18 protein-coding genes, 1 tRNA gene and 1 pseudogene are annotated in these 23250 nt (G+C 72.9%); 7 read left to right on the top strand and 13 right to left on the bottom strand.

What is annotated here, in order from left to right; translation table 11 throughout:
* Positions 1–8: 8 nt before the first annotated feature.
* From IE286_RS10145 to IE286_RS10135, 3 genes and pseudogenes are all read left to right on the top strand, one after another.
* Positions 9–1982 (top strand): annotated as a pseudogene (locus IE286_RS10145) (transglycosylase domain-containing protein); the annotation flags it as partial.
* 79 nt (positions 1983–2061) lie between these two features.
* Positions 2062–3354, top strand: coding sequence for a polysaccharide deacetylase family protein (locus tag IE286_RS10140; RefSeq protein WP_189796311.1), 1293 nt, complete (start codon positions 2062–2064; stop codon positions 3352–3354).
* A gap of 174 nt (positions 3355–3528) precedes the next feature.
* The gene (locus IE286_RS10135) at positions 3529–4650 is read left to right on the top strand and encodes an amidase domain-containing protein (protein WP_229862239.1); all 1122 of its coding nucleotides are present in this window, start codon (positions 3529–3531) and stop codon (positions 4648–4650) included.
* An 81-nt stretch (positions 4651–4731) separates the two neighbouring features.
* Here the strand turns inward: IE286_RS10135 and IE286_RS10130 are convergent, their stop codons facing one another.
* The 7 genes from IE286_RS10130 to IE286_RS10095 form a co-directional block, all read right to left on the bottom strand.
* On the bottom strand, positions 4732–6141 hold the full coding sequence (locus IE286_RS10130; RefSeq protein ID WP_189796309.1) for a hypothetical protein: 1410 nt from the start codon (positions 6139–6141) through the stop codon (positions 4732–4734).
* 79 nt (positions 6142–6220) lie between these two features.
* Positions 6221–6988: a DUF4097 family beta strand repeat-containing protein gene (locus IE286_RS10125; RefSeq protein ID WP_189796308.1), complete on the bottom strand. Its 768-nt coding sequence runs from the start codon at positions 6986–6988 to the stop codon at positions 6221–6223.
* 657 nt (positions 6989–7645) lie between these two features.
* Positions 7646–7720 (bottom strand) — tRNA-Val (locus IE286_RS10115).
* A gap of 80 nt (positions 7721–7800) precedes the next feature.
* Positions 7801–8154: a DUF8825 domain-containing protein gene (locus IE286_RS10110; protein ID WP_189796307.1), complete on the bottom strand. Its 354-nt coding sequence runs from the start codon at positions 8152–8154 to the stop codon at positions 7801–7803.
* A 154-nt stretch (positions 8155–8308) separates the two neighbouring features.
* Complete coding sequence (locus IE286_RS10105; protein ID WP_189796306.1) at positions 8309–8935, bottom strand: DedA family protein; 627 nt, start codon at positions 8933–8935, stop codon at positions 8309–8311.
* Between the two features lie 171 nt (positions 8936–9106).
* A complete protein-coding gene (locus tag IE286_RS10100) occupies positions 9107–9586 on the bottom strand; it encodes a DoxX family protein (RefSeq protein ID WP_372462496.1) in 480 nt (159 codons plus the stop codon).
* Between the two features lie 233 nt (positions 9587–9819).
* Positions 9820–10464, bottom strand: coding sequence for an HNH endonuclease family protein (locus IE286_RS10095; protein WP_189796305.1), 645 nt, complete (start codon positions 10462–10464; stop codon positions 9820–9822).
* Between the two features lie 377 nt (positions 10465–10841).
* Between IE286_RS10095 and IE286_RS10090 the strand changes: the two genes are divergently transcribed.
* The 3 genes from IE286_RS10090 (at position 10842) to IE286_RS10080 (ending at position 14602) form a co-directional block, all read left to right on the top strand.
* On the top strand, positions 10842–11420 hold the full coding sequence (locus IE286_RS10090; protein ID WP_189796304.1) for a TMEM165/GDT1 family protein: 579 nt from the start codon (positions 10842–10844) through the stop codon (positions 11418–11420).
* A gap of 188 nt (positions 11421–11608) precedes the next feature.
* A complete protein-coding gene (locus tag IE286_RS10085) occupies positions 11609–12271 on the top strand; it encodes an HAD-IA family hydrolase (RefSeq protein WP_189796303.1) in 663 nt (220 codons plus the stop codon).
* Positions 12272–12469: 198 nt separating this feature from the next.
* A complete protein-coding gene (locus IE286_RS10080; protein WP_189796302.1) occupies positions 12470–14602 on the top strand; it encodes an MDR family MFS transporter in 2133 nt (710 codons plus the stop codon).
* A 167-nt stretch (positions 14603–14769) separates the two neighbouring features.
* On the opposite strand, the gene IE286_RS10075 is transcribed toward IE286_RS10080, so the two are convergent.
* From IE286_RS10075 to proP, 3 genes are all read right to left on the bottom strand, one after another.
* Positions 14770–15186, bottom strand: coding sequence for a DnaJ family domain-containing protein (locus IE286_RS10075; RefSeq protein WP_189796301.1), 417 nt, complete (start codon positions 15184–15186; stop codon positions 14770–14772).
* 257 nt (positions 15187–15443) lie between these two features.
* A complete protein-coding gene (locus IE286_RS10070; RefSeq protein WP_189796300.1) occupies positions 15444–16115 on the bottom strand; it encodes an O-methyltransferase in 672 nt (223 codons plus the stop codon).
* Positions 16116–16294: 179 nt separating this feature from the next.
* Entirely contained in the window at positions 16295–17623 is a 1329-nt protein-coding gene (proP, locus tag IE286_RS10065) for a glycine betaine/L-proline transporter ProP (RefSeq protein ID WP_229862236.1), read from the bottom strand.
* Between the two features lie 475 nt (positions 17624–18098).
* Here proP and IE286_RS10060 point away from each other — a divergent pair, with 475 nt between their 5' ends.
* Positions 18099–20135 carry a bifunctional glycosyltransferase 87/phosphatase PAP2 family protein gene (locus IE286_RS10060; protein WP_189796298.1) on the top strand — a complete coding sequence of 679 codons (2037 nt, stop codon included), beginning with the start codon at positions 18099–18101 and terminating at the stop codon, positions 20133–20135.
* Between the two features lie 204 nt (positions 20136–20339).
* Here IE286_RS10060 and IE286_RS10055 read toward each other — a convergent pair whose 3' ends face one another.
* From IE286_RS10055 to IE286_RS10045, 3 genes are all read right to left on the bottom strand, one after another.
* Positions 20340–21032 (bottom strand): YoaK family protein, encoded by a 693-nt coding sequence (locus IE286_RS10055; protein WP_189796297.1) that lies wholly within the window; start codon positions 21030–21032, stop codon positions 20340–20342.
* 411 nt (positions 21033–21443) lie between these two features.
* Positions 21444–22379, bottom strand: coding sequence for an ECF transporter S component (locus IE286_RS10050; protein ID WP_189796296.1), 936 nt, complete (start codon positions 22377–22379; stop codon positions 21444–21446).
* Positions 22376–23250 (bottom strand): ATP-binding cassette domain-containing protein (locus tag IE286_RS10045; protein ID WP_229862233.1); only part of this gene is annotated, 875 nt, incomplete at its 5' end. The genes IE286_RS10045 and IE286_RS10050, both read right to left, overlap by 4 nt.

Below are 23250 nucleotides of genomic sequence, written 5' to 3'. Positions count from 1 at the left end.
CGCTGGCGCGGCGCCTGGCCCCGCTCGCCGCCGTGCTCGCGCCGTACGCCCGCAAGCTGAAACCCGCCTACCCGCGGCCGGGCCGCACCGGCTGGCGCCGCTGGCTGCCCTCGTGGCGGCAGTGGCTGGGCGGAGTCCTCGGCGCCATAGGTCTCACCGGCCTGTTCGTGGTCATCGCCTACGCCGCCACGGACATCCCGAAGAACCTCAACAGCTACGCCACCCAGCAGGACAACGTCTACTTCTGGTCGGACGGCACGCCGATGGCCCGCACCGGCTGGGTGCAGCGCCAGGCCATGCCGCTGAAGGACATCCCGCCGAACGTGCGCTGGGCGGTCCTCGCCGCGGAGAACGAGACCTTCTACACCGACCCCGGCATCTCCTTCAAAGGCATCACCCGCGCCCTGTGGCGCACCCTCGGCCGGGGCGACACCGAGGGCGGCTCCACCATCACCCAGCAGTACGTCAAGAACGTCTACCTGAACCAGAACCGCACCCTCACCCGCAAGTTCACCGAGGCGATGATCGCCCTGAAGCTCGACAACGCGATGAGCAAGGACGAGATCCTGGAGGGCTATCTGAACACCAGCTGGTTCGGCCGCGGCACCTACGGCATCCAGCGCGCCGCGCAGGCCTACTACGGCAAGGACGTCGGTGAACTCACCACCAGCGAGGCGGCGTTCCTCGCCTCGCTGCTCAAGGGCGCCGGGCTGTACGACCCGACGCTGAGCAAGGCCAACCACCAGCGCGCCGTGGAGCGGTGGAACTGGATCCTCGACCGCATGGTCGCGATAGGCAAGCTCTCCCCGCAGGAACGCGCGACGTACACCACGTTCCCCGAGCCGCTGAAGAGCAACCCGCTGTACGACACCGGCCAGCAGAGCGACTACCTGGTCGAACTCGCCGCGCAGTACGCCAAGAAGGCCGCGCACCTGTCCGACAAGGACTTCGACCTGGGCGGCTACCAGATCTACACGACCTTCGACCGGACCCGGGAGGACACCCTCACCAAGGCCGTCACCGCCGCCCGCAAGAAGGCACAGGCCGACGAGCCCGGCCTGGCGAAGACCGCTCACTACGGTGCCGCTTCCGTGGCCGCCGACGGCCGCATCCTCGCCGTCTACGGCGGCCCCGACCACCGCAAGCAGGGCTTCAACGAGTCCAACGCCACCACCGTGCCATCCGGTTCGGCCTTCCAGCCGTTCGTGTACGCCGCCGGCCTGCAGCACGGCGTCGTCAAGAAACGGGACGTGCCCCGCTCGCAGGTCGGCCCGGACACCGTCTACGACGGCGACGACGGCGTGCCCGTCACCACCCCCGAGGGCCCCTACTGGGACCGCAGCGGCCGCAAGGTCGCCGCCCACAACGACGACGGGAAGGACTGGGGGAAGATCACCCTGCGAGAGGCGCTCGCGCACTCGGTGAACACCCCGTTCATGCAGCTGGGCATGGACACCGGCCTGGACAAGGTCAAGCAGACCGCCGTGGCCTGCGGACTGCTCGCCTCCAGCATGGGCCCGCAGGTGCCCGCGCTGTCCACGGGCAGCTCCACCCCCAGCGCCATCCGCATGGCCAGCGGCTACGCCACCTTCGCCGCCGACGGCACGCACACCGAGCCGTACTCGGTGCGCCGGATCACCCGCAACGGCTCCGCGGTGCGGCTGGACGCCCCGGCGTCGCGCCGCGCCGTGGACGCGCGGGTGGCCCGGCAGGTCACCGACGCGCTCGCCGACTCCTTCGCCCTCGCCCACCCCGGCGCCGCACCCCAGGGCACCCGGGTGGCCGGCAAGCCGGGCACCACCGACGACGACACCGCCGCCTGGTACGCGGGCACCGCCGGATCGGTGTCCACGGCGGTCGTCGTCTACCGCATGGATCTGGCCGAGTCGCTGGAGCCGCTGCCGCTGAAGGGCCTGGCCGGCACGCCCGCCCACAGCGTGCCCTACACCATCTGGTCCGGCGCCATGGCACCGCTCGGCTGACCCCCGGGCGACGGCGCCACCGCCGTCGTCCCCGCACCCGCACCCAAGCCCGCCGTCCCCTCCCAGATACGAGCCGCCCATGACCACATCGCACCGCCACCGGGCCCGTCGCCGTCGCCGCTCCCTGCGCCGCCCCGGCCGCAACGTCCTCGCTCTCGCAACCCTGCTCGTCGTCGCGTCCGTCGTGGCCGGCTTCCTCGCGCTGACCCGGCCCGACTCCACCACCCCCACCGCGTCCGCCGGGGACAAGGGCGCCGAGAACGCCGGTGCCTCGCCCGGACCGGGCAAGCAGCCCGAGTGGGACGGCAAGCCCCGCGTCCTCGGCGACGGCTCGACCTCCTACACCGGCCCCCAGAAGGGCACACTGAAACCGCAGCCGCTCAAGCCCGGTGAGAAACCGCCGCAGTTCGTGGTGTTCTCCTGGGACGGCGCCCTGGAGGGCAGCGACCACCTGTTCTCGCACTACCGGGAGCTGGCCAAGGAGTACAACGCCCACATGACCTTCTTCCTCACGGGCATCTACCTGCTGCCCAAGAGCAAGAAGGCCATGTACCACGGGCCGATGCACTCCCCGGGGGACGCCGCGATCGACTACCCCACCGACGAGCACATCCGCACCACCCTGGAGCAGCTGCGCCTCGCCTACGAAGAGGGCAACGACATCGGCACCCACTTCAACGGCCACTTCTGCGGCGACAAGGGCGGCGGCGACTGGAGCGTGCAGGAGTGGAAGAGCGAGATCGACCAGTTCTTCGACTTCGTGGAGCACTGGAAGACCAACACCGGCTTCACCGACATCCCGCCGCTGCCCTTCGACTTCAAGCAGGTCGTCACCGGCGGCCGCGCGCCCTGCCTGGAGGGCCAGCCCAACCTGCTGAAGGCCATCAAGAGCTACGGCTGGCGCTACGACGCCTCCTCGCCCGGCGACTTCCAGATATGGCCGGCGAAGAAGGACGGCATCTGGGACTTCCCGCTGCAGATGCTGCCCTACGAGGACGGCAAGTTCCAGGGCCTGTCGATGGACTTCAACTTCCTCTACAACCAGTCGGGCGGCGAGACCGACGGGGATCCGGCGAAGTACCCCGAGTGGGAGAAGACGACCGTCGACTCGTACATGGCCGGTTTCAACCGGGTCTACTACGGCAGCCGGGCGCCGCTGTTCATCGGCAACCACTTCGAGGACTGGAACGGCGGCATCTACATGAAGGCCATCGACCAGGTCGTGAAGAACGTGTGCACCAAACCCGAGGTGAAGTGCGTGTCGTTCAAGGAGCTGGCGGACTGGCTGGACGCGCAGAAACCCGCTAACCTGCAGCGGCTGCGCGCTCTGGACCCGGCGCAGTCCCCGGACTGGTCGACCGTGATCAAGTGACCGTCTCCGTAGGACTGTTGACCTGTCCTCACCCTCTTCACACCCGCTGCACGGGCCGTGCGAAGATGCGGTCGCCCGGTAGGTGTACCGGCACAGAGGGGAACATCATTGAAATCAAGAAAACTGAGCCGTAAGCGGCGCCGCGCCACCATAGTCGGGGCGTCGGCAGCCGCGGTGGTCGCCGGCGTCGCCCTGGTGCCCAACTGGAGCGCGGGCGCGGCGGTCACCGACGACCCGACCGTGGACGCGCAGACCAAGGCCACGTTCCAGAAGCTGGCCGACGCGGTCTTCACCGACCGCACCCAGGCCCTGGTGGACGCCGGCAAGAGCGGCCGGCCCGGCACGCACGACCGGCTGTCCGCCCGCTTCCACGGCAAGGTCCGCCTGTCCGGCACGCAGTCGCACGCGGAGGACTCCGCGCTGTCCGAGCTGCGCGGCCGCAAGGACCGCCTGGCGAAGCTCGGTGAGCGCTACAGCTCCGGCACCACCAGCGTGAAGCTGAACGCCACCCAGGTGAAGGGCCGTCACGCCAAGGTCGCGGTCACCGAGACCACCACGCTGACCTACGAGAAGGTGCGCGGCAACGAGCCGAAGACGACCGGCTTCCAGGCGCACCACGAGCTGTCGTTCGAGGCCGACAAGAACGGCAACTGGCAGCTGACCGGCATCGAGGACACCGACGACGGTGTGGCCGTCAACCAGCCGACCACGCCGGCCGTGACCGAGCCGTCGACCGGTGACGAGGACAACCCGCCGGAGGCGCCCCGTGCCTCCACGGCGAGCAACGCACCGGCCGACCCGAAGAACCTCACCGGCGGCGCGTACGACTACCAGGCCATGGCCGCGTACGCGAAGAAGTACTGGAACGACTACAACCCGGACTACCCGGACTTCAGCGGTGAGGGCGCCGGCGGCGACTGCACCAACTTCGTCAGCCAGGCCCTGAAGGCGGGCGGCTGGAAGCACGAGCCCGGCTACACGTACGACTGGCACAAGTGGTTCGGCAACGCCGACATCCAGTCGGACTCGTTCGTCGGCGTCAACGAGTGGTCGTGGTTCGCGCTGTCCTCGAAGCGGGTCACCAGCCTGCCGTACGTCTACCAGCTGGACGTCGGTGACGTGCTGCAGATGGACTTCAACCGGGACGGGTCGAAGGACCACACCATGATCGTCACGTACCGCAGCCCGCAGGGCGTGCCGTACGTGTCGTACCACTCCACCAACACCTACAACCGGTCGGTGGCGAGCCTGATCGCGTCGTACCCGAACGCGTACTACTACGCCTACCGCACCTGAGCGAGGACGGCAGGGCACCGCGGCGGTGTCCTGCCGTCGAGCGGAGCCGGCCGCCGGCGGGCCGGGGCGCTGTGCCCCGCCTCAGCGGCCGGCTCCGCGTTCTTCCCGGATCTGCGCCACGACCCGCGCGACGGTCTGCCGGACCGCCTCGGCCTCGGTCAGGAAGTGCCAGTAGTCGGGGTGGGGGCCTGCCTCCAGGCCCGTCACCGCCCGCTCCAGCCGGGCCACGCAGTCGTCCAGCGGGCGGGCGTGGCGCGGATCGGGCGTCGTCCGGCCCGTCATCGCCAGCCGCTGCGCGTCACGGATCGCGAACCGGGTCCGCTCGATCTCCGCCTGCGGGTCCTTCTGCACCGCGTTGAGGCGCTTCAGCCGGTCGCCGGCGGCCGAGACCGCCTCGTCGGTGGCGTTCAGCAGCGCCCGCACCGTCGACAGCAGCGCGGTGGCGTCCGGCCAGCGCTGCTCCTCGCGCGCCCGCCGCGCCTCGAGAAGCTTCTCCTCCGCCCGGCGCACGTTCTGCGCGGCCTGCTCCGGCACGTGCTGCAGGTCCTGCCAGCAGGCGGCGGTGAACCGGCGCCGCAGTTCGCTGAGCACCGGCTCCACCTGCCCGGTGCGCGTGGTCAGCGCCTGCGCCCGGGTGCGCAGCGACACCAGCCGTCGGTCGATCTCCTCGGCCTGCTCCGGCAGCCGCCGGGCCGCCGCGGCGATCGCCTCCGCCTCGCGCGCCACCCGCTCGGCCCGCTGCACCGTGGGCCGCACGCCGTGCCGGCCCGCGCCCTCGTTCAGCTTCGTCAACTCCGGTGCCAGCGCGGCCAGTCGGGCGGCCAGATCGTCGGCGCGGAACCCGCTGCCGCGCACCGCGTCCAGTGCCTCACCGGCGCTCCGCAGCGCCTGCCGGGCACGCTCCACGGCGGGAGCCACCCGGGCCAGCTCGGACTCGGCCCGGTTGAGCAGCGGCCCGAGACCGGCGGCGAAACGGTCCAGGTCCCGCCGCACGTTCAGCAGGTCGTCCTTGGCGGCGATCAGGGCGGTGCGCGCCCGGGCCGCGGCGGACGCCTCCAGGTCGTCGCGGTCCAGGTCGGTGGCGTCCACGGCCTCGATGTACCGCCGGCTCGCCTCGTCGACGCGCCGTCCCAGCGTCTCGAACTCCGCGACCGCTTGCCGGGCCGCGGGGGAGTCGTCGACGGCCGTGATCGTCTCCACGGAGATCTTCAGGTCGCGCTGGGCGGTGTCCAGTTCGTAGAACGCGGCGGCGGCCTCGTCCTTCGCCTCCTGCGCCTGCGCCCGCTGGCTCTCGGCCCGCCCGCCGAACCAGCGCCGCGTCCCCCCGCCGGCGAACGCGGCGGGCAGCGCCAGCACGGCCAGCAGCGGCAGACCCGCCAGGGTCAGCACGTCCCGGGCGGCCGAGGCGGCCGGACGGGCGGCGCGCCGGGGCCGCGTGGACGGCGGGTGCGGCGCGTGCTGGTGCCCGGGTGTCGCCGGTGTGGCCGTCACGTCCTTCTCACTCCCGTGCTGTCTCCGCCCTGCGTGGTGTTCATTCTCCCACCCGCCCCGGGCGAACACACGCACGCGGTCAGTCGGCCGTCGTGACCCTGATCGATCCGTTGGTGGTGCGCGCGGTGACGACCTTGCGGCCGGCGTCGTCGCGGGGCACCGACACGTGGGTGGAGCCGGTGTGTGTGGCCGTGGTGACCCGGTAGCCGGCCCGGGGCAGGGTGATGCCGAGGGACCCGTTGACGGAGCGGGCGTCCACGAGGTCCGGCACCTGGGCCAGTTCGAGATGCACCGAGCCGTTGCGGGTGGTGGCCCGCACTCGGCGCGAGGAGACCTCGGCGCGCACCGCGCCGTTGCCCGAGGCCAGCTGGAGCGGGCCGCTGCTGTCGGTCACGCCGACCGTCCCGTTGACGCTGCGGATGTCCAGGGCGTCCTTGAATCCGTGCGCGCGTACGGTGCCGTCGCGGTCCTCCACCTTCACCGTCACTCCGCGCGGCACCTCGACGCGGTGCCGGGCGGAGCAGCCGGCGACGAGGCCCGCGCACTCCAGCCGCAGCACCAGCCGGTCGTCCTTCATGGACCACGTCGCATGCGGGTCGGTGCCGATGAGCACCGAGCCGGTGAACCAGCGGGTGACGCCGACGGTGCCGGCCTTCACCGCGTCACAGGCCACGACCTCCAGCGCGGAGTCGTCGCTGTCCACGGTCAGCTGCCGCCCGTGCAGGGCGAAACTGCGGTGCTCGGGATGCTTGTCGTCCCCGGCGTCGCCGCCGCAGGCGGTGGCCGTGACGATGAGGGCCACGGCGACGCAGGCCAGCGCGGAGCGGGCACGAGCGGAGCGGGTCATGGCGGTCTTCCCCCTGGTCGGACGGCGGTCGGCGGATGCTCTCGACCGCTTGCGATGCGGTCACCGCAAGCGTAGGAAGAGCCGCCCGGGCGGATGATGCGGCGCACTGCCGGATGCCGGGTGGGGGAAACCCCCGGATGCCGCGGGGGCGGTCCGGGGGAGGGGACGGCGGGCAGGTGCCCTCTCAGCCGGGAGCCTGCAGTCGCTCCCCTCGGCACTCGGCAACGTCCACCACGGCACGACAGGACTGTCCGAGGAAGAACGGTGCCCTGATCAACTCGGCCTTGGTCACCTTCTCGTCCTCTGCCAGGGCCCGGGCACGTTCGGCGGATGAGATCTTGCGCAGGATCCGGGAGGGTGAGTACCCGCCCGGATCCAAGGTGCCGTCCGTCGTCCAGGTGGCAACGGAGTTCGGCGTCGCCGACTCGACTGCCAGCGGGCCATGGACGCCGTCAGGGCAGAGGGGCTGACGAGGTCCGAGAAAGGCATCGGCACTTGTGTGCTGTAGGCGCTCGTCGGGCATCGCCGCTGCCGAGCGGCGCACGCAGCGTGTCACGACTCCGGAATGCCGAAAGCCGCACCTGACCGTGTCCGGCCGGTGCGGCGTGCTGCCTTCTGTCCCTGGCCTGGGCTGCCCGCCCAGGCCAGGCCTGCGTGTGGTGGGCGCGGACGGTTTCGAACCGCCGACATCCTGCTTGTAAGGCAGGCGCTCTACCCCTGAGCTACGCACCCGCGACGAGTGGACAGACTACCTTGTCGGGGGCGCTGCCCCGCAAACCCGTGGGGTGCGACGCCGGAGGCCGGGCGGCCGCTCACGCGTCCGTGGCCTCCTTGCCCTCGGGTGCCTCATGGGCGTGCTTCAGGGCACGGCGGGCGTCGACGCCCTCCGGGCCGCTGAACTGGTCCCAGAACCGGTGGGTGGTGATGAACACCGCCAGCTCGTGCTCTCGGCGGCGGAGCTTTTCCACCTCGGCCTGTTCGTCGGCGGTCCAGCCGGGGGAGGCGGGGCGTTCGACCTTGCGCCAGCCGCCGTCGTCGCTGAACCCCTCCAGCGGCTCCACCGACCACGGGAGCCGTTTGAGCAGGGCCGACAGCTCGGCCCTGACCTGATGCAACTCCTCCTGAGCGGCGAGGAGATCACTCGGGAACTCATAGGGCGTAGCCACGAGGCAATGCTACGCCTGTTCGAATTGGTGGGGTGAGATACCGGGCGCGGGTTCATCTGTTCGAGGGATCCGCGCGGATCTGAGGGACCTGTCGTCTCGTCCGGCCGGCCCCGAGGCGCGGGCCGGGGAGTACGGCGGGCGGCGGACCGAGGCCTCAGGCCTCGGGAGCGGTCCTGCGCATCAGATACGCCGCACCCGCGCCCGCCGCGAACAGCGCTGCCACCGACACCCCCGTGGCCAGCCAGGCGGCGCCCAGCCAGCGGGTGCCGAGATATCCGAGGACCACGCTGTAGGCGGCCCAGGCCAGACCGGCCAGCGCCGACCAGGGCAGGAATTCGCGGACGCGACGGCAGGCCGCGCCGGCGCCGAAGGAGACGACCGAGCGGCCGGCCGGGGCGAACCGTGCGACGACGACCAGGGCGCCGCCGCCCCGGGACAGTGCGGCGCCGAGCCGTTCCTGGGCCGTGCGCAGGCGGCGGGAGCGGGCGAAGGCGCGGTCCATCCGTGCCCCGCCGCGCCGGGCCAGCCGGAAGGCGACCAGGTCGCCGAGGACCGACGCGGTCGCCGCGCACAGGGTCAGGCCGAGAAGGCCGGGTATGCCGTGCGGGACGAGTCCGGTCGCGGCGCCCGAGCCGGCGGCGGCCGCCGTGGCCGCGGTGACGACGAGGACACCGCTGGGCAGGACGGGCAGAAAGACGTCGAGCAGCACCGACAGGGTGACGACGGCGTACATCCACGGAGTGCCGGTGAGCGACCCCAGTCTCGCGACGCTCTCCAGCACCCGAACTCCCTGAACTCCCCCGTAGACCGGGACCGTGCCGCGATGTCGCGGGGGAGCGGCAGGGGCGGCCTGTGAACAGCCACTCAGGGTACGCCGTGAGTGTGACGCACGAGGCGGCGGGGGCTCTTGTGTGCGTCATGGCCCCTCGCCGCCGCGCGAGCGCCGGCCGCCTCAGACCGCGGCCGGGGACCGTTCGGCGGACGCGGACCGCTCCGCCGGCTGCCGCCCGGCAGCCGAGCGCCGGGCCAGGAGTCTGTCCAGTGCGAACGCCCCGGAGCCGGTGAACACCAGCAGCAGGAAGGCCCAGCAGAACAGCACCGGCAGCTCGCCGCCGTTCTCGATCGGCCACAGCGCCGTCGGCTGGTGCACGTCGAAGTAGGCGAACGCCATGGAGCCGGAGGCAAGGAAGGCGGCGGCGCGCGTGGCCAGGCCCAGCAGCACCAGGGCGCCGCAGACCAGCTGGATCACGGCCGCGTACCAGGTGGGCCAGGTCCCGGCGGGGACCGTGCCGCCCTGCGTGCCCGGGGCGCCGCCGAGCACGCCGAACAGCGAGGCGGCCCCGTGACAGGTGAACACCAGGCCGACGACGGCGCGGAACAGGCCGAGGACGTACGGCTGGGCAGTGGTCAGGTGTTCGGTCAGGCGGGTCATGTGGGGGGTCTCCTTCGGTGGGGCCGGCCGGCCGCGGGAGCCGGACGGATACGGGTCCGAACGGGTGACATAGGTTAGGGGTGCCTAACTAATGCTTGCAAGTTCAAGAATCAGTCGTTCGCGGCGGAGCCGGGGGCGCGATCCCAACGGCAGGGGCCCGCACGGCGCCCCGCCCCGGCCGGTGGCGCGGGACGGGTGCCGTGCGGGCCCCCAGTGCTGCGATGTGTGGTGCGTCAGCAGGCGGAGAGGTAGTTCTGCAGTGCGCTCTTCTCCGCGGAGTCGACCGAGAGGTCGTAGTAGTACTTCACCTGTACCCAGGCCCGGACGTACGTGCACACGTACGCGGACCGGGACGGCACCCAAGTGGCCGGATCCTGGTCGCCCTTGGCCTGGTTGACGTTGTCGGTGACGGCGATGAGCTGCGGGCGGGTCAGGTCGTTGGCGAAGGCCTGGCGCTGGGCCGTGGTCCACTTGCTCGCCCCGGAGTCCCAGGCCTCGGCGAGCGGCACCACGTGGTCGATGTCCAGGTCGGAGGCGGCGGTCCAGGTGGCGCCGTCGTAGGGCGAGTACCAGCTGCCGCTGGTGGCGGCGCAGGAGGAGTCGGTGACGACATCGCTGCCGTCGCGCTTGAGGACGGTCTCGCGGGTGTTGCAGGTGCCGCTGATGGTGATCCAGTGCGGGAAGAGATCGCGGTCGTAGCCGGTGCGGTCCTCGGCGGCGACCGTGAGCTGGGACAGGTAGCCGCGGGCGGTGGCGGCGCTGACCGGCGTGGGCAGGGCGGCGGAGGCGGCCGGCGGGTTGAGAAGTGTCACACAGGCGAACAGGGCGGTCAGCGCGGCGAGTATGCCGGCGTGTCGACGCGCGTAGCGCATGGGCATGCGAGAACTCCCTTGAACGGGTCGGGTGTTGGGGGTGCGAGCGGGCAGATGCTCGCGGCGTCGCATGTCCGGCCGGTGTGCGTGCGGTGAGACGGTAATGGCGCGTTCATGACATGACAAGAACGGGTCCGGACTCCGGTCCCGTACGATGGGGGGCGCGGAAGGGGAGTAGCTCTTCGCCGGAGTCGTCGACACACTGCTCAGCCCGTCTGAGCCGGCGCCCGGAGGCGGACCGCCGCGCGGTCGGCCAGCGAGACCTTCGGCAAGCAGTGCATGCCCGTGCCCTGGGGTGCGGGTGATCCGTGCGCTGCCCTGCCGAGGATCTGGACCCCAGCGCACAGCACTCTCGGCCGGGCGGCCCGACCGATTGAGGAACAGTGATCAGTCTCAGCGTCCTGGCGCTCGTCTTCGGTGTCGTCTTCCTCGCCGAGCTGCCGGACAAGACGGCGCTCGCCGGCCTCGTCCTCGGCACGCGCTACCGCGCCTCGTACGTCTTCGCGGGTGTCGCCGCCGCCTTTCTGCTGCACGTCGCCCTCGCGGTGGCGGCGGGCAGCGCGCTGACCCTGCTGCCGCAGCGGATCGTGCACGTGGTGACCGGCGTGCTCTTCCTCGGCGGCGCGGTGGTGCTGCTGCGGAACAAGGGCGAGGACGAGGAGGAGATCCGCCGGCCCGGCGACCAGTCCTTCTGGAAGGTCGCCGGGACCGGCTTCATGCTCATCCTCGTCGCCGAGTTCGGCGACCTCACCCAGATCATGACCGCGAACCTCGCCGCCCGTTACGACGACCCCGTCTCGGTGGGCATCGGTGCCGTGCTGGCCCTGTGGGCGGTGGCCGGCCTCGGCATCGTGGGCGGCAAGGCGCTGATGCGGCGGGTGCCGCTCGGCCTGATCACAAAGATCGCGGCCGCGCTGATGCTGGCGCTCGGCGTGTGGAGCCTGTGGGAGGCGGTGGCCTGAGAGGCCGGCCGGGGGCGGGTGGCAGGACGCCGGGGGCGTTTTGTATCGTGGAGGAACAAAGTGGCCTCCGCCCGCTTTCCCTGACCGGCGGGCGGGGCCGCCTTGTTCTCCGCGCTCCCCGGGCGGGCGTCGGGGGAGTCCTCCCGCGGCCCGTCCGTACACCCACTCACCCCGTTACGGAGTTGCCGATGACGGCCACCACCGCCGTGTTCACCGCCCGCGCCCTCCTGCTGGACATGGACGGCACCCTCGTCAACTCCGACGCCGTCGTCGAACGTATCTGGCGGCGCTGGGCCGCCCGGCACGGACTCGACGGCGACGAGGTGATGAAGGTCGTCCACGGCCGCCAGGGCCACGCCTCGATGGCGCTGCTGCTGCCCGGCCGGTCCCACGAGGAGAACCTCGCCGAGAACGCCCGCATGCTCGCCGAGGAGACCGCGGACACCGACGGGGTGATCCCGGTCCCGGGCGCGCCCGGGTTCCTGGCCTCGCTGCGCGGGCTGCCGCACGCCCTGGTGACCTCCGCCGACACCGCCCTGGCCACGGCCCGGATGACCGCCGCGGGGCTGCCGCTGCCGGACGTGCGGGTCACCGCCGAGAGCGTCGGTGCGAGCAAGCCGGACCCCGAGGGCTTCCTCAAGGGCGCCGCCAGCCTGGGCGTCGCCCCCGCCGACTGCATCGTCTTCGAGGACTCCGGCGCGGGCATCGCGGCCGGCAGGGCCGCCGGGATGCGGGTGATCGGCGTGGGCCCGCGGGCCGCCGCTCACGCCCCCGACGCCGTGGTCCGCGACCTCACCCAGGTGCGCGTCGAGGCGCTCGAGGACGGAAGCCTGCGCCTGACCGTCGGCTGAGGTCACCGGCCCCCTCTCCGGCTACCCCGGTCCGGCTCCGCCGCTTCGGAGCGCCCCGGAGTCCCTCGAAGACCCCCAAGCTCCCGGAACGGCCGCGAACGAACCCCCGGAATGGCCGTATACCAAGAGGACCTTTCTGGTCATATCGGTCCACACTGGGTGCGGTGGACAAGGTGACATGAGCGCCGGGAGGTCTCGATGGCCGCGGACGGGCACGGGCACGCCAGGGCCGGGACGACAGGCGCGGCGGGCTCCGGGAACGGCGGTGACCTGCCCGGCGGCGCACCGGCCATAACCGGACCCCCGCCCGGCCAGGCACCGGCGGAACCCGAGCACGTGCCCGGCAACGTCCTCGTCTCGATCGGCGCGCTGCTGCTCGGCCTGCTGCTGGCAGCGCTCGACCAGACCATCGTGTCCACCGCGCTGCCCACCATCGTCAGCGACCTCGGCGGCCTGGAGCATCTGTCCTGGGTGGTCACCGCCTACCTGCTGGCCTCCACCGCCGCGACCCCGCTGTGGGGCAAGCTCGGCGACCAGTACGGCCGCAAGAAGCTCTTCCAGACCGCGATCGTCCTTTTCCTGATCGGCTCGGCGCTGTGCGGCATGGCGCAGGACATGCCCCAGCTGATCGCGTTCCGCGCGGTGCAGGGCCTGGGCGGCGGCGGGCTGTTGGTGCTGTCCATGGCGATCGTCGGGGACGTCGTCCCGCCCCGGGAACGCGGACGCTACCAGGGACTGTTCGGCGCGGTCTTCGGCACCACCAGCGTGCTCGGCCCGCTGCTCGGCGGCCTGTTCACCCAGCACCTGAGCTGGCGCTGGGTGTTCTACGTCAACCTGCCCGTCGGCATCGTGGCCCTCGCCGTGATCGCCGCCGCCCTGCAGCTCCCGCGCACCCCCCGGCGCCACGTCATCGACTACTCGGGCACGCTGCTGATCGCCTCGGTCGCCGTCTGCCTGGTCCTGGTCGCCTCGCTCGGCGGTACCACCTGGCCGTGGGCCTCCCCGCAGATCATCGGGCCGGCGGTGGCGGGCGTCGTGCTCGCCGCGGTGTTCGTGGCCGTGGAGCGCCGGGCCGCCGAACCGGTGCTGCCGCTGAGGCTGTTCCGCTTCCGCACCTTCACCCTGTCCGCCGTCATCAGCTTCGTCATCGGCTTCGCGATGTTCGGGGCGCTCACCTACCTGCCGACGTTCCTGCAGGTCGTGCACGACATCTCGCCGACGCTGTCCGGTGTGCACATGCTGCCGATGGTCCTCGGCATGCTGCTGGCGTCCACCGGCTCCGGGCAGCTCGTCACCCGCACCGGCCGCTGGAAGGTGTTCCCCGTCGTGGGCACCGCCGTCACCACCGTCGGACTGCTCCTGCTGCACCAGCTCGACGAACACAGCTCCACCGCCGAGATCAGCGGCTGCTTCTTCGTCTTCGGCCTGGGCCTCGGCCTGGTCATGCAGGTGCTCGTGCTCATCGTGCAGAACACCGTCGGCTACGAGGATTTGGGCGTGGCCACCTCCGGCGCGACCTTCTTCCGCTCCATCGGCGCCTCCTTCGGCGTCGCGGTCTTCGGCGCGCTGTTCGCGAGCCGCCTGAGCGAGATGCTGGGCGCCGCCTTCCGGGGCGTCGCGCTGCCGCCCGGCGTGTCCACCGGCACCCTGAAGTCCGACCCGCGCGGCATCGACCTCCTGCCGCCCGCCCTGCGCCCCGCGGCGCTGCACGCCTACGCCACCGCCATCACCGACGTCTTCCTGTACGCCGCCCCGGTCGCCCTGCTCGCGTTCCTGCTGTCGTGGCTGCTGAAGGAGGAGCCGCTGCGCGGCTCGGTGACCGCGCCCGACGGCACCCAGACGCTCGCCACCAACCCGGTCCAGCGGTCGTCCTACGACGAGGTGTGCCGGGCGCTGTCCGTGCTGGGGACCCGGGCGGGCCGGCGCGAGATCTACCGGACGATCACCCGGCGTGCCGGCTGCGACCTGCTGCCCGCGGCGAGCTGGCTGCTGCTGCGGATCAGGAAGTACGGCCGGGTGGAGCCGGCGCTGCTGGCCCAGCGGGTGCCGGTGCCGCTCCCCGTCGTCCTGGAGGCCGCCCGGCAGGTGGAGGAGCGGCATCTGGCCGTGCGCCGCGGGCTCGACCTGGTGCTGACCGGGCAGGGCCGCGAGGTGGCCGAGCGTCTGGCACGCGCCCGGCAGGAGTCGCTCGCCGAGCTGCTCGGCGACTGGTGGAGCCCCGGCCGGCCGACCGACCTGGACCAGCTGGTCGAGGAGCTGACCGCGGAGCTGTGCGGCTCGGACGCGGAACACCCGCAGGGCCCGTGGGCGGTGACACGGGACGTGACCTGATCCGGCAGCCGACCCGGTCCGGCGGCGGGCCGGCCGAGGGTCTCGCCGGACCGGTGCCCGGCGTACCGGGCGTCTCGTGCGCTGCGGTTTCGCGGCGGCCACGGGGGAGCCGCACGGTTCCGGGGCGACGGTTCAGGGCGTGGCGGGCGAGGAGCCGGGCCGGGTGCTCACCGCCCGGCCTCCGTCCGCCGGGCGCGGCGCCTGCGCCACTCCTGGACGACCTCGTCGACGTCGTACCGCTTCAGACCGAGCGGCGGGCCGGGCGGCGGCTTGAGCATCATGTCGAGGATCTTGGTGTTGACCGCGCCGATGATCCGGCGCACCTCCTGCTCCGAGGGGGCGGCGTAGGCCGCCGCGAGTGCGTCCTCGGCCTCCTTGCGCAGTGCGAGCGTGGGCGGCAGCAGGGACACGCCCTCGCGGGCCAGCTTCTTCTTGACCCACCACAGCTCGTCGTAGGCCGTGTCGTCCGGCAGCGGTTTGCCCGCCCCCGGCAGCCGGTCGAACTCGCCCCGTCGCTGAGCCTCGCGGATCTCCTTCTCGACGAAGGACTCGAACGGCACACCGGGTGGCTTTCGCTCGGTCATGAGCTCATTGTGCCCGCAATGCCCGGCCCGGGCGATGCCGTCGCACCGCCGGGGCCGGGATCCGGCGGGGGGCCGAGGAGCGGAGGGCACGAGGACGAGGACACTTCCGGGCGCCCCGGGCGCACCGGCGGTGCGAGGCCGGTGCGGGCGCCCGGGACGGTCACTCGCACCGGTGCCGGAGGCGGTCGCCGGTCCGGCGTCCGGGACGGTCACTCGCACCGGCGCCGGAGACGGTCACCAGGCCACCGCCCGGGGTGTCAGCCCAGCACGCGGGCCAGGGCGAAGCCGTCGTGGCCCTTGGAGCCCACCGTCTGGATCGCCGTGCCCTCCAGCCGCGGATGCTCGGCGATCAGTTCGAGCGCGGCACGGGTGCCCCGCACCGAGGGGTCGGTGCTGGCCGCGTCGGTCACCTGGCCGTGTCGCACCACGTTGTCCAGGACGATCAGCGAGCCGGCCCGGGTCAGGCGCAGCGCCCACTCCAGGTAGGGGCGGTTGTTGGCCTTGTCGGCGTCGATGAAGACCAGGTCGAAGGGGGGCGGGTTCTCGTCGGCGAGCTTGGGCAGCGACTCCAGGGCCGGTCCGACGCGCACCTCGGCGATCCGGTCGAGTCCGGCGCGGGCGAGGTTGCGGCGTGCCACGTCCGCGTGGTGGGCGTCGTACTCCAGGGTGATCAGGCGGCCGTCCTCGGGCAGGGCGCGGGCGAGCCAGATGGTGCTGTACCCGCCGAGGGTGCCGATCTCCAGGACGGTGCGGGCGCCCTGGAGGCGGGCCAGGAGCTGGAGCAGCTTGCCCTGGTTCGCGGTGACGTTGATCTGCGGCAGGCCCTCGGCGTCGCTCTCGCGCCGTGCGGCACGGAGGGCCTCGTCCTCCGGGGAGAGCAGGGTGGTGAAGTAGGCGTCGATGTCGTCCCAGAGCTGCGCGTCGCTCATGCACCAGGCCTTTCGTATGCCTAGTTAGGGGTTCTAACTAGTTGTGCTAATGAATATAGCCAGGCGCAAGGGAGCTGTCAGGGAATTTCAGTCGATCGAGGGAGACGCGGCACGCACGCGGGCGGTCGGCGGCATCCGAGGTGCCGCCGGCCCCCCGCCGTCGTGGGGTGCGGGAGCGACTAGGACTCCACCGCCGGGGCCGACCCCGGCAGCGGGCGTCCCGCGGACTCCGCCATGAACCACACCGCCGCACCGCCGATGACCGAGGCGGCCATCATGTAGTAGGCGGGCATCATCGTGTTCCCGGTCGCGCCGATCAGCGCGGTGACCACCAGCGGGGTGGTGCCGCCGAACAGCGAGACGGAGACGTTGAAGCCGATGGACAGCGAGCCGTAGCGGACCCGGGTGGGGAACAGGGCCGGCAGCGCGGACGGCATCGCGGCCGTGAAGCACACCAGCAGCAGACCCAGCGCGGCCATGCCCAGGGCCACCGCCACCAGGCTGCCCTGGCGGATCAGCAGCAGCGCCGGAACCGACAGCAGCAGGAAGCCGGCGCACCCGGCGGCGATCACCGGGCGGCGGCCGACGCGGTCGGTCAGCAGGCCGGCGAACGGCTGGACGATCATCATCAGGACCATCACGGCCAGCACGACCAGCAGGCCGTGGGTCTCGTCGTACTTCAGCTCACTGGTCAGGTAGCTGGGCATGTACGACAGCAGCATGTAGTCGGTGACGTTGAAGACCAGCACCAGCCCCACGCACAGCAGCATCGCCTTCCACTGGCCGGTGACCATCTCGCGCAGCGGCACCTTCGGGCGCCGGGACTCGGCCCGCTCCGCCTCGGCGGCGAACACCGGGGTCTCCTCCAGGCGCATGCGCAGGTACAGGCCGATGATGCCCATCGGACCGGCGATCAGGAACGGGATGCGCCAGCCCCAGCCTGTCAGCTCGGACGAGGGCAGCAGGGCCGTCATCAGGGTGACCATGCCGGCGCCGCCGATGTAGCCGGCCAGGGTGCCGAACTCCAGCCAGCTGCCGAGGAAGCCGCGCCGCTTGTCCGGGGCGTACTCGGCGATGAAGGTCGAGGCTCCGGCGTACTCGCCGCCGGTGGAGAAGCCCTGCACCAGCCGGGCGGCCAGCAGCAGGATCGGGGCGCCCACGCCGAGTGTCGCGTACGACGGGATCAGGCCGATCGCGAAGGTGCCGACGGCCATCATGATCACGGTGAGGGCCAGCACCTTCTGGCGGCCGATGCGGTCGCCGAGCGGGCCGAAGACCATGCCGCCCAGCGGGCGGACCAGGAAGGCCGCCGCGAAGGCGCCGAAGGCCGACAGCAGCTGTGCCGTGGGGTTGCCGGACGGGAAGAAGACCTTGCCCAGGGTCACCGCGATGTAGCTGTAGACACCGAAGTCGAACCACTCCATCGCGTTGCCCAGCGCGGCGGCCTTCACGGCGCGCCGCACGAGTGCGGGGTCGGTGACGGTGGCGGGTGACGTGGTGAGTGACACGGAGGACACGGGACGGGGAGCGGTGACTGTGGGGGCCGTCAAGGCTTCGCTCGCCTACCTCTCGTCGGGAACAGGGACGCGACCCACGCGACGGCGCTGACGAGCGGGCCGAACCGGACCGGCGCAAGGCTGGCCGAAAATCGACCATACGACCGGTTGCACCCTTTACGTGACGTGCGCAGGTGGCTGCATAGTGCAGCTGAAGGGCGGATACGCAGGGACGTCTGCCCGCCTACGGCCACCTTCCACAGAAGTCCGCTGTGATCCTTGTCGCGCCCCACGACCGCAACCGGGGTGATCGCGCACTATCGTCATCCGGACAAAAGGCGAGCGGACGACAGGTGACGCCGGGGCTGTCCGCGTCCCTGCAGGCGCGCGGGCCTCGAATCGAGGAGGTCGCCGCGCGGCCGTACGGGAGACAAGGTCGACACGATCCGCGCAGGGGTCGTAGGACGGGGCGGGAGGCCGACGAGGCGTGGCGAATGCGCAACACAGCCGTCAACCGGCGGGAGCGTTCCCGGCGGCGACTGCGACACCCGGCGAGGCGGCCAGGGCCCGCCTGCAGGCGGCCCGCCTGGGGCTGTGGCTGATCACGGCGCTCCTTGCGATACGCCAGGTGACCGTCGTCCTCACCACCCCGCCCGCCCGGCGGCTGACCGACCTGGAGACCTGGGTCGGACCCCACGGCGTCCTGCACGTCAAGGGCTCCCTGTACGACTCCACCCGGTTCACCGGCACCCCCTTCGGCGGCCTCGTCCTCAAACCGCTCACCAGGGCCGCCGAGGACGCCCTCGGCTGGGGCTGGACCTTCGGCACGCTGCTGCTGGTGGCCGCCCTCGGACTGGTCGCCGCCCGCGCCCTGCCCCAGCCGGTGAGCCGCCGCACCTCGCTGCTGGCCGCCCCCGTCGCGATCAGCCTGCTGATGCTGTCGCTGCCGGTGCGCAACGCGCTGTGGCTCGGGCAGACCAGCATCATCCCGGTGCTGCTCGTCCTGCTCGGCTGTTTCGTGGTGCGCGGACAGCGCACCGGCGGCGCCCTGATCGGACTGGCCGCCGCACTGCAGCCGACCGTGCTGCTGTTCGCCGTGCTGCTGTGGTGCACCGGCCGGCGCCGGGCCGCCGCCTCCACCGGTGTGACGTTCCTCGCGTGCACCGCGCTCGCCTGGGCGGCGATGCCGCACGACTCCGTCACCTACTGGATCCACCACGTGGCCGGCGCCGGCCTCGGCGGCCCCTCCGACGCTCTCGCCAACCAGTCCCTGCACGGCGCCCTGCTGCGCCTGGGCCTGACCGGCCCGCTGGAGGTCGCCCTCTACGTGGTGCTCGCCGCCGCCGTCGCCGTGCTCGGTGTGCGCCGGGCCGTGCGCTACGCCCGCGACGGGCAGCTGCTGCTCGCCGTGGCCGTCACCGGGTGCGCCGCGATCGCCGCGGCCCCCACGGCCTGGCAGCACCAGCTGCTGTGGGTGCTGCTCGCCGTCGTCGGCCGGGCCGGCCGCCGCGCCTCCGACCGCTACGTCTGGCCGGTGGCCGTGGTGCTGGTGATGACCCTGCCGCCGACGATGATGCTGCCGAACATGGCGGCCCTGCACCCGCTGCGCGACAACCTGGTGCTGCTGGCCGCGCTGGCCGCCGCGACCGCCGTCCCGTTCCTGTCCCGCACGGCGGAGCACTACCGCACACCCGTCCCCACCGAGTACGCCGCCCCCGTCCCGGCCCGCCGGCGGTACGTCCCGCTCGTGCCGTTCCTGCGGCGCGTGCTGACCCGCCCCAACCTGCTGCTGGAACTGCTGCTCATCCGCGTCACCTACGCGGCCTACTCGCAGGTGCGGCTGGCCGCGCGCGGCGACCGCGCCACCGCCGAACGGCACGGCCACCAGATCCACTCCGCCGAGCAGTTCCTGCACATCGGCATCGAGCACTGGTTCAACCACACGGTGGTCGGCCTGCCCTGGCTGAACCGATTCCTCAGCTTCTACTACGAGACCTTCCACTTCGTGGTGCCGCTGACCATCCTGGGCGTGCTCTACGTCCGGCGCCCCGTCGACTACCGCTGGGCCCGCACCGCCCTCGGCTTCGCCACCTGCCTCGGCCTGCTCGGCTTCTGGCTGTACCCGCTGGCCCCGCCCCGCCTGATGCCGGGCCTCGGCTTCGTCGACACCGTGCACGGCGTCCAGGACTTCGCCAAGCCCGACTACGGCGCGATGACCGCCGTCACCAACCAGTACGCGGCGATGCCCTCGCTGCACTTCGGCTGGTCGCTGTGGTGCGGCCTGGTCATCGCCCTGCTGGCGCCACGGTGGTGGATGAAGGCCCTCGGTCTGCTGCACCCGCTGTTCACCGTCTGCGCCATCATCGGCACCGCCAACCACTGGGTGCTCGACGCGGTCGGCGGCGCCACCGTCGTCGGCGCCGGCTTCGCGCTGACCTGTCTGCTCTCCGGCCCCCGGGGCTCGGCCAGGCCCCGTGCGACGGCGAAACAGCCGGAGCCCGGTCCGCGGGCGGCCGTGCACTGACGCGGCACCGGCCGGCGGCGCCCGCCCGCCGCGCCCGGTGCGGTGACACGGCCGCCGGCCTTTCCCCGGGGTGAGCAGTGTCATGGGCGGGACGACGCGAGGGGGAGGCCAGGGGACGTGGACTTCACCGGACCCATGGCCGGCTGACGGACGGTCCGGGGGAAGCGGACGGGACGGCGCGAGCGGCACCGGAAGCCGCCGGCGTCACTCCCGCCCCGAGGTCACCGCCGCCAGCACACCCGTGATCACCGCCGCGACCAGCAGCGCCGTGCCCAGGTCGCGCCGGATCACCAGAGCGGCGCCGAGCGTGGCACCGGCCAGCATGGCGAGCACCGAGGCCGCCCGGCGCGGGGAGTGCTCGCCCGGCCCGCCGCCCGCCCGGGAGTCGGCGATCAGACCGGTCAGGGTCCGGGTGAGCACGGTGGTCGTCAGACCGGACACGCGCAGTTCCAGCACCGTCGCGTTGCGCAGGCCCATCGCGAAGGCGGTCAGCGCGATCAGGGCGTACGGGGTCGCGGCCGCGCCCGGAGCGGCGAAGGCCACCGCCGACGCCGTCCCCACGAGCACCGCCTCGACGGCCAGCGCCACCCGAGCCCAGCGGCGGCGCGTGCAGGAGGCGAGACGGTGGGCGAGGCGGCCGCCGGCCAGCGCGCCCGCCATGAAGCACACCAGGGAGGTGGCGGTGTGCGGCACCGAGAAGCCCGGGGCACCGGCGGCGGCGAAACCGAGGACCACGATGTTGCCGGTCATGTTCGCGGTGAACACGTGCCGCAGGGCCAGAAAACTCACCGCGTCGATGATCCCGCTGGTCACCGTCAGCCCCAGCAGCACGGGCACCAGAGGCAGGCCGCGTGCCTCCGGGTCGTCCTGAGGCCGTGCGGCCGGGTGCGCTGTCATGGCACCAGGGAAGCAAAAACCGCCCGCGCGACGCGGGCGGACACGGCGAAGGCGGCGGCCCAGGGGATCGGGGGCCGCCGCCTCCATGACTGCCGTGAGGTGGCTCGGACCCGGGGCACCGGTGCCGGTGGCCCGACGAGGGGCGCGCAGCCGGAACCCGGGCCGGCGACGGCCGGGGAGGCAGGGGCCGCACGGCCGGCGCGTCCCGCAGAGGCGGCGGCGCCCGGCGACACCGTCCAGACGAACAGCGCGTGCCGGGCACCCGCGCACAGCTCTGCGCCTAGGCGTCCTCGCATCCGCCGCGCCGCCCGCGCGAAGACGCGGGCCCGCATCCGGGCAGGCCGCGGCCCGCAACGGAGCGGACCGGCACCGCCCGGCCGGGCTACGGTCCCGCGTCGTACGTGACCTGGCTCATGTGGGCCGCTTCACCCCGGACGGCACCGTGCCCTCCGTGCGGGTCACGGAGGGTTCGCGGCCGCCCGCGCCGGGGCCGGCCTCGAAGGCGACCGGGGCCTCGAAGGCCGCGCGGCGGGTGGCGCGGCGCAGCGCGCGCAGCACGGCCGGCCCGACCACCAGCGTGAGCACGACCGTCAGGGCGGCCCGGCCCAGGTCCCAGCCGAGCGAGGTGGCCAGGCAGTACGCGACGAACCGGGCCAGGTTCGCGGTGACCGGCGCCTGCGGGTCGAAGGCGATCGAGGAGGCGAGGGTGCCCATGAACGGCCAGCCGGCGAGATTCATCACCGTGCCGTAGGCGAGGGCGGCCACGGCGCCGTAGCCGGCCAGCATCACCAGCTCCGCCCGGCCGCGCAGCTTGTCCGGGCCGGGCAGCAGGCCCGCGCCCATGGTGAACCAGCCCATGGCCAGCATCTGGAACGGCAGCCACGGGCCCACACCGCCGGTGAGCAGCGCGGAGGCGAACATCGTCACCGACCCGAGCACATACCCGAAGCCCGGCCCCAGCACCCGCCCGGACAGCACCATCAGGAAGAACATCGGTTCCAGACCGGCCGTGCCGGCGCCGATCGGGCGCAGCGCGGCGCCCGCCGCGGCCAGCACGCCGAGCATCGCCACCGCCTTCGGCCCCATCCCGGACTCGGCGATGGTCGCCGCGACCACGGCGACCAGCAGCACCAGCAGGCCCGCGAACAGCCACGGCGCGTCCTGGGCGTGGGCGCTGAGCTGTGAGGCGGGCGGGGCGAGGAAGGGCCAGGTGAAGGCGGCCAGACCGACGGCGCCGACCAGGACGAGCGCGGCCACGGAGCGGGGCCCGACCCGCACCGCCCGCGCCTGCGCGTCCGCCGCCCCGCCGGGCGCGCGGCCGGAGCTGCCCGCACCGCGGCCCGTCACGGCCTGTCCCCTTCCGCCGGCCCGTCCGCCTCGGCCGCCGGGGTTTCTGACGCGGGCACAAGGGCCTCGCGGACCTGGGCGACCGTGAGCCACCGCTGCGGCGCGAGGATCTTGGTGACCTGGGGTGCGTAGGAAGGGGAGGAGACCACCACCTCGGCGGTGGGACCGTCGGCGATCACCTCGCCCTCCGCGAGCAGGACCACCCGGTCGGCGATCTCGGCCGCCAGTTCCACGTCGTGTGTGGCCAGCACCAGCGCGTGTCCCTCGGCCGCCAGCTCGCGCAGCACGGCGACCAGCCGGGCCTTGGCTCCGTAGTCCAGGCCGCGGGTCGGCTCGTCCAGGAGCAGCAGCGGCGGACGCGCGGTCAGCACCACCGCCAGCGCCAGCGCCAGCCGCTGCCCCTCGGACAGGTCCCGGGGATGGGCGGTGTCGGCGACACCGGGCAGCAGCCGCGTCACCAGGGCGCGGCAGGTGCCGGGCGCCGCCTGAGCGTCCCGGTCGGCGGCCGCGCACTCGGCGGCCACCGTGTCCGCGTACAGCAGGTCGCGCGGCTCCTGCGGCACCAGGCCGGCCCGGCGCACCAGCTCGCGCGGCGGAGTGCGGTGCGGGACCGCGCCGCCGACCCGGACCTGTCCCGCGGAGGGCTCCACCAGGCCCACCAGGGAGCCGAGCAGCGTGGACTTCCCGGCGCCGTTGCGGCCCATGAGGGCGATCGTCTCCCCGGGCGCGACGGTCAGGTCGACATGGCGCAGCGCCTGCACCGCCCCGCGCCGGACGGCCAGGGCACGCACCTCGGCGACCGGCTCCGGTCCCGCGGCCCGCTCGGCGCTGCGCCGGCGCATCCGCAGCCGGGGAGCCGGGCGGCGCGGCG

This window comes from Streptomyces thermodiastaticus, assembly GCF_014656135.1.
Classification (GTDB): Bacteria; Actinomycetota; Actinomycetes; order Streptomycetales; family Streptomycetaceae; genus Streptomyces; species Streptomyces thermodiastaticus.
The sequence above is the reverse complement of the archived record's forward strand: the minus strand, read 5'-3'. Positions and strand labels throughout refer to the sequence as shown.

Coding starts and splice junctions, on each gene's coding strand:
- IE286_RS10140 (WP_189796311.1), top strand. CDS start 2,062: ATGACCACATCGCACCGCCACCGGGCCCGTCGCCGTCGCCGCTCCCTG.
- IE286_RS10125 (WP_189796308.1), bottom strand. CDS start 6,988: ATGACCCGCTCCGCTCGTGCCCGCTCCGCGCTGGCCTGCGTCGCCGTG.
- IE286_RS10100 (WP_372462496.1), bottom strand. CDS start 9,586: ATGACCCGCCTGACCGAACACCTGACCACTGCCCAGCCGTACGTCCTC.
- IE286_RS10095 (WP_189796305.1), bottom strand. CDS start 10,464: ATGCCCATGCGCTACGCGCGTCGACACGCCGGCATACTCGCCGCGCTG.
- IE286_RS10085 (WP_189796303.1), top strand. CDS start 11,609: ATGACGGCCACCACCGCCGTGTTCACCGCCCGCGCCCTCCTGCTGGAC.
- IE286_RS10080 (WP_189796302.1), top strand. CDS start 12,470: ATGGCCGCGGACGGGCACGGGCACGCCAGGGCCGGGACGACAGGCGCG.
- IE286_RS10075 (WP_189796301.1), bottom strand. CDS start 15,186: ATGACCGAGCGAAAGCCACCCGGTGTGCCGTTCGAGTCCTTCGTCGAG.
- IE286_RS10070 (WP_189796300.1), bottom strand. CDS start 16,115: ATGAGCGACGCGCAGCTCTGGGACGACATCGACGCCTACTTCACCACC.
- IE286_RS10055 (WP_189796297.1), bottom strand. CDS start 21,032: ATGACAGCGCACCCGGCCGCACGGCCTCAGGACGACCCGGAGGCACGC.